Origin of the sequence: Clostridioides sp. ZZV15-6383, from assembly GCF_020657735.1 — a bacterium.
Lineage (GTDB): Bacteria > Bacillota > Clostridia > Peptostreptococcales > Peptostreptococcaceae > Clostridioides > Clostridioides difficile_D.
In genome coordinates this window covers 45983-57364 of the sequence record NZ_JAGWCV010000019.1, presented here as the reverse complement: position 1 = coordinate 57364, position 11382 = coordinate 45983, and the positions used below count along the sequence as shown (strand labels likewise).

Annotated in this window: 14 protein-coding genes; 2 read left to right on the top strand and 12 right to left on the bottom strand. The window is 27.0% G+C overall.

Annotated features, from left to right (window positions below; translation table 11 throughout):
- Positions 1 to 207: 207 nt before the first annotated feature.
- From hisIE to KGF42_RS09175, 8 genes are read right to left on the bottom strand one after another with little or no spacing between them, the layout of a single operon-like run.
- On the bottom strand, positions 208 to 876 hold the full coding sequence (hisIE, locus tag KGF42_RS09210) for a bifunctional phosphoribosyl-AMP cyclohydrolase/phosphoribosyl-ATP diphosphatase HisIE (protein ID WP_227821025.1): 669 nt from the start codon (positions 874 to 876) through the stop codon (positions 208 to 210).
- 28 nt (positions 877 to 904) lie between these two features.
- On the bottom strand, positions 905 to 1663 hold the full coding sequence (gene hisF / locus KGF42_RS09205) for an imidazole glycerol phosphate synthase subunit HisF (protein ID WP_227821026.1): 759 nt from the start codon (positions 1661 to 1663) through the stop codon (positions 905 to 907).
- Positions 1645 to 2367 carry a 1-(5-phosphoribosyl)-5-[(5-phosphoribosylamino)methylideneamino]imidazole-4-carboxamide isomerase gene (gene hisA / locus KGF42_RS09200; RefSeq protein ID WP_227821027.1) on the bottom strand — a complete coding sequence of 241 codons (723 nt, stop codon included), beginning with the start codon at positions 2365 to 2367 and terminating at the stop codon, positions 1645 to 1647. Before hisA ends, hisF begins: the two co-directional genes overlap by 19 nt.
- A complete protein-coding gene (gene hisH, locus KGF42_RS09195) occupies positions 2364 to 2969 on the bottom strand; it encodes an imidazole glycerol phosphate synthase subunit HisH (RefSeq protein WP_107594510.1) in 606 nt (201 codons plus the stop codon). The genes hisA and hisH overlap by 4 nt, the downstream gene beginning before the upstream one ends.
- Position 2970: 1 nt before the next feature.
- Entirely contained in the window at positions 2971 to 3555 is a 585-nt protein-coding gene (hisB, locus tag KGF42_RS09190) for an imidazoleglycerol-phosphate dehydratase HisB (protein WP_413927003.1), read from the bottom strand.
- Positions 3552 to 4601: a histidinol-phosphate transaminase gene (gene hisC / locus KGF42_RS09185; protein ID WP_227826173.1), complete on the bottom strand. Its 1050-nt coding sequence runs from the start codon at positions 4599 to 4601 to the stop codon at positions 3552 to 3554. The genes hisB and hisC overlap by 4 nt, the downstream gene beginning before the upstream one ends.
- A gap of 32 nt (positions 4602 to 4633) precedes the next feature.
- Positions 4634 to 5260 (bottom strand): ATP phosphoribosyltransferase, encoded by a 627-nt coding sequence (gene hisG, locus KGF42_RS09180; RefSeq protein ID WP_227821031.1) that lies wholly within the window; start codon positions 5258 to 5260, stop codon positions 4634 to 4636.
- Positions 5261 to 5281: 21 nt separating this feature from the next.
- Entirely contained in the window at positions 5282 to 6226 is a 945-nt protein-coding gene (locus tag KGF42_RS09175; RefSeq protein WP_227826172.1) for an ATP phosphoribosyltransferase regulatory subunit, read from the bottom strand.
- A 527-nt stretch (positions 6227 to 6753) separates the two neighbouring features.
- Here KGF42_RS09175 and KGF42_RS09170 point away from each other — a divergent pair.
- A complete protein-coding gene (locus KGF42_RS09170) occupies positions 6754 to 6930 on the top strand; it encodes a hypothetical protein (protein ID WP_003420092.1) in 177 nt (58 codons plus the stop codon).
- A gap of 157 nt (positions 6931 to 7087) precedes the next feature.
- Here KGF42_RS09170 and trhA read toward each other — a convergent pair whose 3' ends face one another.
- On the bottom strand, positions 7088 to 7741 hold the full coding sequence (gene trhA, locus KGF42_RS09165) for a PAQR family membrane homeostasis protein TrhA (protein ID WP_054273538.1): 654 nt from the start codon (positions 7739 to 7741) through the stop codon (positions 7088 to 7090).
- A gap of 160 nt (positions 7742 to 7901) precedes the next feature.
- On the opposite strand from trhA, the gene KGF42_RS09160 reads away from it, so the two are divergent.
- Complete coding sequence (locus KGF42_RS09160) at positions 7902 to 8468, top strand: DUF1836 domain-containing protein (RefSeq protein WP_065388300.1); 567 nt, start codon at positions 7902 to 7904, stop codon at positions 8466 to 8468.
- A gap of 139 nt (positions 8469 to 8607) precedes the next feature.
- On the opposite strand, the gene KGF42_RS09155 is transcribed toward KGF42_RS09160, so the two are convergent.
- The 3 genes from KGF42_RS09155 to KGF42_RS09145 all read right to left on the bottom strand — a co-directional run bounded on the left by KGF42_RS09155 (position 8608) and on the right by KGF42_RS09145 (position 11382).
- Positions 8608 to 8817 carry a hypothetical protein gene (locus KGF42_RS09155; protein WP_054273537.1) on the bottom strand — a complete coding sequence of 70 codons (210 nt, stop codon included), beginning with the start codon at positions 8815 to 8817 and terminating at the stop codon, positions 8608 to 8610.
- 75 nt (positions 8818 to 8892) lie between these two features.
- Positions 8893 to 9546, bottom strand: a complete 654-nt coding sequence (locus KGF42_RS09150) for an FMN-dependent NADH-azoreductase (RefSeq protein WP_054273536.1) — start codon at positions 9544 to 9546, stop codon at positions 8893 to 8895.
- Positions 9547 to 10188: 642 nt separating this feature from the next.
- A complete protein-coding gene (locus tag KGF42_RS09145) occupies positions 10189 to 11382 on the bottom strand; it encodes a phosphopentomutase (RefSeq protein ID WP_227826171.1) in 1194 nt (397 codons plus the stop codon).

The following is an 11382-nucleotide window of genomic DNA, read 5'->3' as shown; positions in this document are numbered from 1 at the left end:
ATTATTATTCTTAAATATAATTAGATAATTCTCTTTTTTCTAAAATAAATAATGTACTACAATTATTTTATTAACAAGTTATATATATAGTTAATTTTAGCAAGTAATTTAAATATTATTCTATAAATCGAAAATATAAAATAAAAAAATATACCACTTTTTATTAAAAACGGTATATTTTCTTACTACTCATCAATCTATTTTATTCTATTTTCTTCTTTTAAGTAATTCTTTTTTTATTTCATCAATTTCAACACCTTTTTCTATCATTAAAACCAATGTATGATACACTAAATCGCTAATTTCATAAATAAGTTCACTTTTGTCTGTATTCTTTGATGCTATAATTACTTCACTACTTTCTTCACCGACTTTTTTAAGAATTTTATCTATTCCTTTTTCAAAGAGATAATTAGTATAAGAACCTTCAACTGGATTATTTTTTCTTTCATTTATCAAATCATATAATTCTTTCAGTATATTTTTTTGTACTTCAAACTCCATTTTAGTAGTATCATCAAACAAATCTCTATAAAAACAAGAATAATTTCCTGTGTGACAAGCTACACCAGTTTGTTCAACAAAAAGCAATATAGTATCTACATCACAATCATAAGACATCTTAACAACTTTTTGAGTATTACCAGAGGTCTCACCTTTAACCCAAAGTTCTTGTCTACTTCTACTAAAATAGCAAGCTACTTTATCTTTTAGGGTTCTCTTTATAGCATCCTTACTCATATATGCTAACATCAGTACATCTTTACTCACTACCTCTTGAACAACAACAGGAACTAATCCTTTATCATCAAATTTTACACTTTTTATAAATTCTTCTACTTCATCACTGTATACATTGTTACATTTATTATCCATTTTTCTAATCTCCTTTTAAGTATTTAATTTATAATCTTACTTCTACACCCATGTTTTTTAAATATCTCTTTAAATCATTTATTTTTATCTCACCAAAATGAAAAACAGATGCTGCTAAAATTCCATCTACATCAGACTTCTTAACCGCCTCATAAAAATCTTCCATTTTTCCCGCACCCCCAGATGCTATGACAGGTACATTTACTAAAGAAGTTATCTTTGATAATAATTCTATATCGTATCCATTTTTCATTCCATCTTCATCTATACTATTTACAACAATTTCTCCTGCTCCAAGTTCTACACCTTTAACAGCCCATTCGATTGCATCCAGATTAGTCTTTTCTCTGCCACCTTTTACATATACACTCCATGAACCCTCTTTATTTTTCTTTGCATCTATTGATAAAACAACACATTGTGCTCCAAATTTTAATGAGGCTTCCCTTATTAATTTAGGATTTTTGACTGCTGATGAATTTATAGAAACTTTATCAGCACCTTTTCTTAGAATATCAGTAAAGTCTTCTAATTTATTTACTCCTCCACCGACACAAAATGGTATATTTATATTTTCTGCAACTTTTGTAACAAATTCTAAGGATGTTTTTCTCTCTTCATTTGATGCGGTTATATCATAGAATACAAGTTCATCTGCACCACAATCGCTATAAAATTTTCCAAGTACTTCTGGACTATCAACGTCTACTATATCTTTGAACTTTTTCCCTTTTACAACCCTTCCATTTCTTACATCTAGACAAGGTATTATTCTTCTAGTAAGCATAATTGTTGTGCCTCCTTAAAGTCTATCTTTTTATCATAAAGTGCCTTACCTATTATTGCACCATATAAGTTCATATCTTTTAGTCTTTTTACATCTTCTATAGAGGTTACTCCTCCAGAAGCAATAATATTTAATGACGTTTCCTTTGCTATTTTTTCATATATATCAAAATTTGGTCCTTGCAACATCCCATCTTTTGATATATCTGTATAAACAATAGTTTGTACCCCTATCTTTTCAAGTTGTTTACACAATGTTAAGGAGTCTACATTACTTACAACTTCCCAACCTCTAACTGCTACCTTTCCACCTTTAGCATCTATAGAAACTACTATTTTATCTTTATATTCATTGACCAACTCTTCAACCAAATTTAAATTTTCAATAGCTATACTACCTAATATCACTCTAGTAACACCAGCTTTTATTAAGCTTTGGACTTTCTCCTTATCTCTAACTCCACCACCAACTTGAATAGGTATATCTATATTGTTTGCTATATTCTCAATTGTCTTTGTATTTACATCAAATTCACTTCTAGCTCCATTTAAATCTACTATATGTATGTATTTCGCTCCTTCATTTTTCCATTTATATGCTACTTCCAATGGATTATCATAATATACATTTACTTTATCAAAATCTCCTTGAGTAAGTCTTACACATTTATTATCTTTTATATCTATTGCTGGAAATATTATCATTTTATCATCTCCCCATATGCTCTTAATATATTTAACCCCACTTCCCCACTTTTTTCCGGATGAAATTGTATACCATATACATTATCTTTTCTAACAATAGCAGGAATTTTCTTTTCATACTCTGAAAACGCAATTAGTTCCTCATTTGATGAATTTGCATAATATGAGTGAACAAAGTATACATAGTCATCTTCATTTATATATTTAAGTATATCATCATTTTTCTTATTAAATTTTAGATTATTCCATCCCATATGTGGCACTTTTAAACTTATATCCAGTTTATCAATACTTCCTTTTATAAGCCCTAAACCTTCATATTCTCCATACTCATAACTTTTTTCATAAAGTAATTGCATTCCTAGACATATACCTATAATAAATTTCCCTTTAGAAACATGTTCTTTTATTATTGGTATCAATCCCAGTTTATCTAAGGCATTTATAGAATCTCTAAAAGCTCCAACACCTGGAAGTATAAGTGAATCCGCCTGTTTTATTTCATTTATATCACTAGAAATTTTGGTTTCTATTCCAACTTTTCTGAAACCTCTAGATACAGAATCTATATTTCCAAGGCCATAATCTACTATTATATTCATTCTACAAAACCCCCTTTGAAGATGCTATCTCATTGGAAATTACTTCACTACCTTCTTTTAAAGCTCTTGCAAATGCTTTAAAAATACTTTCTATCTTATGATGGTCATTTTCTCCATATAAAAGATTAATATGTAGTGTTACTCTAGATTCATTTACAAAAGCTCTGAAAAATTCGTTAAAGCATTGAGTACTCATACTACCAATCATTTGAGTATCAAATTTAGCATTAAATACAAGATACGGTCTATTGCTTATATCTATTGCTACCATGGATAAAGATTCATCCATAGGTATATAGATATTAGAATACCTTCTTATTCCTTTTTTATCACCTAGAGCATTTTTAAATGCTTCACCTATAGCTATACCTATATCTTCCACACTATGGTGGTCATCTACATATGTATCTCCTTTACAAAGCACTTTTAAATCGAACTTACCATGAAATGCCATTAAGGTAAGCATATGGTCTAAAAATCCTATTCCAGTATCTATTTCAGCTTTACCAGAGCCATCAACGTTTAGTTCTACTGAAATCTGTGTTTCAAGAGTATTTCTTTCTATCCTCCAAATTCTCATACCTATTTCTCCTTTTTCAAAATATCTATTATAGCATCCATAAATATAGCATTTTCTTCTTTATCACCAATTGTAACTCTATAATAATTTTCTAAATTTCCACTAAATGCTCTTATTAGCACTCCTCTATCAACAAGCTTTTTTGATAGATTTTCGATTTCAGAATAAAACAGTATAAAATTTGCTTGTGATTTATATGCCTTAATTCCTATACCAATCATTTCTTTATATAAAACTTCTCTTTCTTCTTTTACTTCTTTTATATAGTCCTTTACTATATCTTTATTTCTAAGTGCTCTTGTAGCAACAAAATCTGACAATGAATTTAAATTATATGGAGGTCTTACCTTTTCAACAGAATCTATTAAACTATTATTAGATAACATGTATCCTGTTCTTATTCCAGCCAATCCAAATGCCTTTGATAAAGTTCTAAGAACTATTAGATTCTCATATTTGAAAACATCACTCAACATGCTTTCCTCTCCAAAATCCATATACGCTTCATCCAAAACTACTAAACTATCAGTTGAATCTAAAAGCTTTATTATATCTTCTCTCTTCAGTATTGTTCCAGTTGGATTATTAGGATTGCATACAATTACTATTTTAGGATTATTTTCCTTTACTTTTTCAATTACATTATCTATATTTATAACTAAATTTTCATCACTTTCAACACCTATAAATTTAGAGCCATTTATTTGACTATATATAGAATACATACTAAAACTCGGAGAAAAACTCAATATCACTTCATCCTTATCTACAAAAGTATGTATTATTAAATCAATTATTTCACTTGAGCCGTTTCCTACTAGAAGATTCTTCTTACTTACTCCAGAAATATTTATATAATCTATTATGGAATCTTTCAAATCACTATAAGAATCTTCTGGATATAAATTTAAATCTATATCACTATCTGAAATCTCTTTAATAAGATACTTAAACAACTTCTTACTTCCTTCGTTTGCATCAAGTTTTACTTTGCAGTTTACGTGATTTGGTTCATATCCCTTTAACTCTCTTATACTTTCTTTCTCTCTCAATTTAAACCCCTCCTTATAAATCTTAGTTTATTTTAGCTATCAAGTTCTTCAAATAAACGAATTATATTTTGAATTTGTTCATATTTAAATCTATAACTAGCTCTATTTGATATGATTCTAGCACTTATATCACATATATCTTCTAATATTTCAAGACCATTTGCTTTAAGTGTATTGCCAGTCTCAACTATGTCTACAATTACGTCTGATAATCCTACTATTGGAGCTAGTTCTACAGAACCATTTAATTTTATTATCTCAATTTTTTGACCCTTCTCTTTAAAATACTTTTTTGCTATATTTGGATACTTTGTTGCCACTTTTAGATATTCATCTTCTCTATATATGCTTTCTCCCTTTAATCCTGCTACAGAAAATTTACACTTACCAAAACCTAAATCATATATTTCATATACATCTGTCTCATTCTCTAAAATAGTATCTTTACCTGCTATACCAAGGTCAGCGACTCCTTTTTCAACATATGTAACTACATCTGATGGTTTGACATGTATATATATTATTTTATTTTCTTCATCTTTAAAGATTAGTTTTCTTGTATCTGTGTCTATACTATCTCCCAAACCCATCTTTTTAAATTTTTTAAATGATTCTCCTTCAATTCTTCCTTTTGCCAGTGCTATAGTCAAATACCCCAAAATAATCTCTCCTTTTCAATCTTATTTATATACGTACTTCATTAATTCATCAACACTTAATGTAAATCCAATAGCTGGGATTTCTTTTCCATACTCCTTAGTTAAAGAATCGTATCTTCCACCACTAAGAATCTCTTTATAGGAGTTTGGATAGTATCCTCTAAACATGATACCTTCATAGTAATCAAGCATTGTAATCATTGATAAATCAAATCTAGCCTTGTCTAAAAAGTTACATTCTTCAATTAAATTATTTACTTGCTTTAGCTCTTCAAGAGCTTGTTTCATCTTGTCATTGCAATAGAATTTTTTTGATTTCTCAATAACATTGTATAAATTTCCTTGTAAACTTAAAATATTTGATAATAATTCTTTTACTTCATCCTTAATTTGTAACTCTTCAATATATACTTTTAATTCATGAGTATTTTTTGTATATAACAAACTTTTAATTTGATTTTCACAATTCTTATTTAAATTTAATTCTTCTAACAAACCATGAATATACTTACTACTTCCAACCTCTAATATGAAATTATTGTTGTATTTATCAAGTATCTTAAGAGCTAACTTTACTACTTCTCTATCTGCTTCTACAGAAGATTCTCCTAGATACTCACAACCTATTTGTCTTATTTCTTTTATTCCAACTGTATTTTTATTTTTATATATTGACGAATTATAAAAAAGCTTAAGCTTTAAACCATCTTCCCATCTTGGCACAAGGCTTTTTATTATACTTGTAGTTATGTCAGCTCTAAGTACCATTACTTTTCCATTTACAACTTTTACCATAGATTCCTCTGGAATTTTATTATTTATAGTTGTAAATTCATCATATTCTTCAAATAATTGTGGTTCTATTTGAAAATATTCTTCGTCTAAAAAAAGTTTATCTATTTCCCTTTTTAATTTATATCTTTTTTTAGAATAAATGACTTCATCTTCAATCCTCAAAAACTTCATATTCTCACCCTTTTCATTAAAATTACTATTACATTTGCAAATTTAAAACAATAAAAAGCCATATAGGCTTTATACCTATATGGCTATAATTTTTATCTTAAAATTACTTCCCATCATAGATACAAGACCAATTACACTAAAAACAGGGCTTGTGTCTATGAATTAATTTCATATTACAATCCCTTTAATCTATGATGATGGTGATGATTTAATTTTGTATTTAATTTTACTATATTTAATCTCACCATGATAATTTCCTCCCAAATAATTTTTATTAATATTCTAAATTTACAGTTTTTTGTTACTATTAATAATAATATATTTTTCAAAAATTGGCAATAGTTATTTAGAAAATTGAATAAAATGTTTTATATGTATATTTTGTTTATATAGTTAAAAATTTAATCTTCACCTAATTTGGAAATTTTATGTATAAAAAATGAAATTTCGGGAAAAATTGTAATAATTTAAAAAAACTTATTAAAATATAGTATAATAAGTATATCTTAATGTAAAGGGATGATTTTATGTATAAATATGATGACTATGTGAATTTAACAAATGATTTAGATTTACCTGTAGAAATTAGAAATAAATGTGTCAGAATTGTTAGTGTTTCAGAGAATTTAGAGGATATAATTATAGTACATAAATTCAAACTATATGTCGTAAATGAAAAGTACATTAAAGGAATTATGGAATAGACATTTTGAATGGACTATTTTTATCAAAATTTTATTATAAATAGAATTTAATATTTATAATAAGGAACTGTCTTATTATAGAAGATACAATCTATATAAGACAGTTCCATTTTATTCATTGTAGAATTTTAGTATCAATTAATCAAATCTTTTAAAACTATAAAACATACAATAAAACGGCTAAAAAGTGAAATAAAGAGCCTATCATAATAAAAATATGAAATATTTCATGGAATCCAAATTCAGGGCTTATATTAGGCTTTTTAATTATATAAATAATCGCACCTATAGAATAAGATACACCTTCCATAATTAATAGTCTAAGACAGTCCTTAGGAATTGAATTGAATGCATTTATATCAAAAACAATTGCCCAACCCATAAGTAAGTATATACTTGTAGACAACCATCTAGGTGCATCCATCCAAAAGATTTTTATTATTATTCCAATAAAAGCAACTGTCCATATTGCTGTAACAAATATTATGCCCTCTTTTTTTTCCATAAAATTCAGACAGATTGGTGTATAAGAACCAGCAATCAATACATAAATCATTGCATGGTCTACTTTTCTAAAAAATAATTCTTGTTCTGGTGTTCCCTTTAAAAAATGATAATACGAGCTTGCACTATATAGAGCAATTAATGAAAGTCCAAATATCGATACAGATACTATCATCAAAAGAGAAGTTTCCTGTAATGATACAGATTGAAAAACTAAAATTATAGTTGCTAAAAGAGATAAACAAGCTCCTATAAAATGAGTTAAACTGCTTATTGGGTCTCTACCCCTTAAAAAAAATTGATACATTTTATCCTCCTACAATTATGTATTTTAAAAATTACATTTAACAATATAGTTTTCATTACTATATTATATATTTAATTATACCACTTTATGTTATTTTTACAAGTCTTAATATTGTTTTGCTTTCTAATTTAGTGTATTATATATATTATGGAGGTAGCATATGATGAATAATGAACTTAATACTATAATACTAGAAACACTAAATAATGCAGATATAACTTCAAATGATATTCCTTCTATTGACTTATATATGGATCAAATTATTTCTCTAATTGACAATAAGCTTTCTGCCAATAAAAGATTTGAGAGTGACAAAATTCTTACTAAAACCATGATAAATAACTACAGCAAAGAGGGATTAATCAAACCTGTTAAGGGAAAAAAGTATACTAAAGAACAAATTTTACAAATGATAATCATTTATTCAATGAAAAATACACTTACAATACAAGAAATTAAAAGAATCTTACATGGTGTGTATGAAAAGGATGATTTCAATGAAGAAAACTTAGTCTCATGTTACGAAAATTTCATATTAATAAAAGAAAATCAAAGAAGGAATATACCAAGTTTTATAGAATCTAATTTTGAAAATGTGAGTATAAATCCGGAAAATAAAGATGATTTGTTAATAGCCTTACTAAGTCTGACTTCAATGGCTGACCAGTTAAAAAGTATTTCAGAAAAATTAGTAGACACATATTTTCCAGAGATTGCTAAAAAATAATTTTAATAAAGTAAGACTGAAAATAAATATTAAAATACAATGTTATTTAACTCAACTTTTATTGTATACAATATAATTTTCAGTCTAAATATCAATACTTTCTATTTTTAATTCTTTTAATAATTTCCATATTAAGGTTCTACAAATTTAATTTTATTCTATTTAAGTTTTGACAATGTGAACAATTTAAATTAACTTGGATTTGTTTGTACCCTATGAAAACGGCTTGTTTTAATGTACCAGTGCCATCATCTATCATAACTACATTGTCTTTTATCTCTACACAGAAATTATTTTCTTGATTACACCAATAACAATCATACTTTTCATTACTTTTTTCTTCTCGCATGATTCTCGCCTCCTTCAATATAAGTTTCTACATTAAAAGAGGTTTTTCCTTTATATTTTTAATAAAATATTATAACTAAAACTTCATATCATCTATTATACCATCTATTTTTTCAGATGCCTTTTCTATTGCACCTTGTCTTTCCTCTTCACTAGTTCCAGTTCCATCTACCAATAATTCATCAAATTTTTTAATTCCTATAAATTTCATAATACTTTCCACATAATTTAATCCTTTATTCATAACTGGTTTTAACACCCATGGTATGTGTCCACCCGAAGATTGTATATACACCATACTTCTATCAATATCATTTAAAATCCCTTGTGGTTTGTCATTCCCTTCAAATGATATAGTTTTTCCATCTTGAATTATACAGTCTATATATTCTTTAAGTGGTGCTGGAAAAGATAAGCTCCACATAGGTGCTGCTATTACGTATACACTTGCACTCACAAATTGGTCACAAAGATTTCTAATCTTTGTAAGCTCTTTTCTATCCTTATCATCCAGATTCTTAGAATCTTCTTCATTAACTATACTATTTCTCTTTTCAAAGTATTGATATTCAAGTCTTGGTATATGTTCTTTATAAAGGTCTATCTCTTCAACCTCGAAATCCTTGTTTTTTTCCATAAATTTATTTATAAATTTTCTTGCTACAGTTTTACTTGAAGATAAGTCTTCAGGTTTTGAATTTACATTTATATATAATAATTTTTTCTTCATAAGCTCACTCCTAATATTATTTTTATATTATTATTTCACAAATATACCCATTCTATTCTTTTGTTGAATTATAAAATAACTATTATAATAGAATATAGGCTCATATATTCTTATGTACATAACTTCTACTTTTTTATTATTTATACTCTCACCTAGATAAGCACTACTTACATTTTCTATACTTAAAATCAGTAAACTTAATAATTCTATGATAATAATCTCTTATTTCCAATAACTAATACAATCATCAGTTCTACAAAATCTAAAATTAAAATGCATAAAAATGTGCTTATTTTTATTTTTTCTGTTCATAAAATTTTAATTATATCTACTTAAAAATTTATGATTTATCTTAAACTTATGAACATTTTTTAATATGATTCAAATACTTAAATTTCTAGTTAATTCAATTGCTTACTAACTATTGTATCTACGCATCCATTTTTAAGATTTAATATAAGATTAGATATTTTAGAAAATGGTTTGATATTTGTAGAACTATAGTATATACTTTACTTCTTGTAACCATATTAACTAAAATATTATCGTACATAAGTATATATTTATTCTATAAAAAAGTGTGAAGCTTCCGTAATTTATTAATCACTAAACCTCACACTTTTATTATATTTTATATTTAAACTATATACTAAATGCTTGTCCATTACCAATACCACTAAATCCAAAGTAATCTAACACTGTTGCTCCTATATCTGATAGTGTACTAAGCTCTCCTATATAACCTGGTGCCATATTCTTTTTATATATTAAAACTGGCACTTGCTCTCTAGTATGTTGACTATGTCCTATTAAAGGGTCATTGCCATGATCAGCCATTACAATCAGTATATCTTCATCATTCATAAGTTCAATAACTTTGTTAATATTTTTATCTGATACCTTAAGAACATCTATATACTTATCTACATCTTGTTGGTGACCTGCTAAATCAGTTTCTTGAACATTTAAACAAAAGAATCCTTCTGTATTATCTTTAAGTTTTTCTAATAATTTTCTAAATACTTGTTCTGTATCAACACCAGGTAAACTTACTCCATAATCATTTTGAACTATGTCTGCAACCTTTCCAAATAGATATACACCTATGTTATTTTTTCCTAGTACTGTTGGTACTTGTGTATCAGAATCTATTCCATATCCTAAATGAACAACATTATATCCTTTGTTATATACACCACTCTTAGGAGCATCAATTCCTGCATAGATTTTATTTTTTTCTACATACGCATCTAGTATGTTATGTAATGTTATACCTTCTCCTCCAAAAGTGATTACTCTTGAAGTGTCTACATTATCTCTAACTATTTTTCCAATTTTCTTAACATCTTCAAATCTAATTAAGTCAAGAGCAGATGTAACATTATATACTTGTCCAAGATCTGTTTCCAAATTATCTCCTATAGTTACACACTCATTTACAACTAATATTTTTACACCTTTACCATATTCTCTAACTGAATAACCATTTTTCTTCAACTCTGTTTTAACCTTATCCCTAACAAATGAAAAAGCTTCTTTTAATGGTTTTTTTGGCTTAGATCCCATTATTTCTTGATGACCATAAAATGTATCCGCTCCAAAATGCATTAAATTTGACTTTCCAAATTTTGCAGTCTTTGAAAATTTCATATTACCAACTTCTATATTAGCAGAATTACATATTCCTAACTTCTCAAGTGTAGGCAGATTTACAGTTCTATATCCCATTATATGCTTAAACGTGTTAGATCCTACATCTTTTACTCTGACTTCCTTCGTATCTTTCATCTCTCCAATTCCAAATCCATCCAAAACTATAACAATAAACCTTCCCAT

Excerpts from the sequence above, each read along its gene's own strand:
- hisH (WP_107594510.1), bottom strand. The coding sequence starts at position 2,969 with ATGAATATAATAGTAGATTATGGCCTTGGAAATATAGATTCTGTATCT.
- KGF42_RS09175 (WP_227826172.1), bottom strand. The coding sequence starts at position 6,226 with ATGAAGTTTTTGAGGATTGAAGATGAAGTCATTTATTCTAAAAAAAGA.
- KGF42_RS09145 (WP_227826171.1), bottom strand. The coding sequence starts at position 11,382 with ATGGGAAGGTTTATTGTTATAGTTTTGGATGGATTTGGAATTGGAGAG.
- KGF42_RS09155 (WP_054273537.1), bottom strand. The coding sequence starts at position 8,817 with ATGCGAGAAGAAAAAAGTAATGAAAAGTATGATTGTTATTGGTGTAAT.
- hisIE (WP_227821025.1), bottom strand. The coding sequence starts at position 876 with ATGGATAATAAATGTAACAATGTATACAGTGATGAAGTAGAAGAATTT.
- KGF42_RS09170 (WP_003420092.1), top strand. The coding sequence starts at position 6,754 with ATGTATAAATATGATGACTATGTGAATTTAACAAATGATTTAGATTTA.
- KGF42_RS09150 (WP_054273536.1), bottom strand. The coding sequence starts at position 9,546 with ATGAAGAAAAAATTATTATATATAAATGTAAATTCAAAACCTGAAGAC.
- hisA (WP_227821027.1), bottom strand. The coding sequence starts at position 2,367 with ATGATAATATTTCCAGCAATAGATATAAAAGATAATAAATGTGTAAGA.
- trhA (WP_054273538.1), bottom strand. The coding sequence starts at position 7,741 with ATGTATCAATTTTTTTTAAGGGGTAGAGACCCAATAAGCAGTTTAACT.
- KGF42_RS09160 (WP_065388300.1), top strand. The coding sequence starts at position 7,902 with ATGATGAATAATGAACTTAATACTATAATACTAGAAACACTAAATAAT.
- hisF (WP_227821026.1), bottom strand. The coding sequence starts at position 1,663 with ATGCTTACTAGAAGAATAATACCTTGTCTAGATGTAAGAAATGGAAGG.